This window comes from Rhodobacter sp. NTK016B, assembly GCF_017303295.1.
Classification (GTDB): domain Bacteria; phylum Pseudomonadota; class Alphaproteobacteria; order Rhodobacterales; family Rhodobacteraceae; genus Pararhodobacter.
On the sequence record NZ_JAFKOK010000070.1, the window covers coordinates 1 to 246 of the forward strand.

The 246-nt window shown below is 74.0% G+C and carries 1 protein-coding gene; it reads left to right on the forward strand.

What is annotated here, in order from left to right:
- Window positions 1-246: hypothetical protein (locus JI664_RS23740; protein ID WP_207016265.1), on the forward strand; the 246-nt coding region annotated here is incomplete at both ends.

Sequence of the window (246 nt, forward strand, 5' to 3'; positions counted from 1 at the left end):
TGGCCGAGCGCCAGTCTGTTCGCCCGCGCCGGCACGTCGCCGGGCTGGACGAGCTGCGCCGCCACAACGCCGAGGTCATGGCACCGGTGATCGGCGCGCTGCAGACCGGCCAGCCGCTGACGATCATCGGGGACGGCGACAGCATCACGGCAGCTCACGGCGGCACCGCCGAGGCCGATCAGCTCGTGCCCGGCGGCACCACGCGCGACCGCGCGGACAGCTACACGATCCAGACCCCGGCGGATG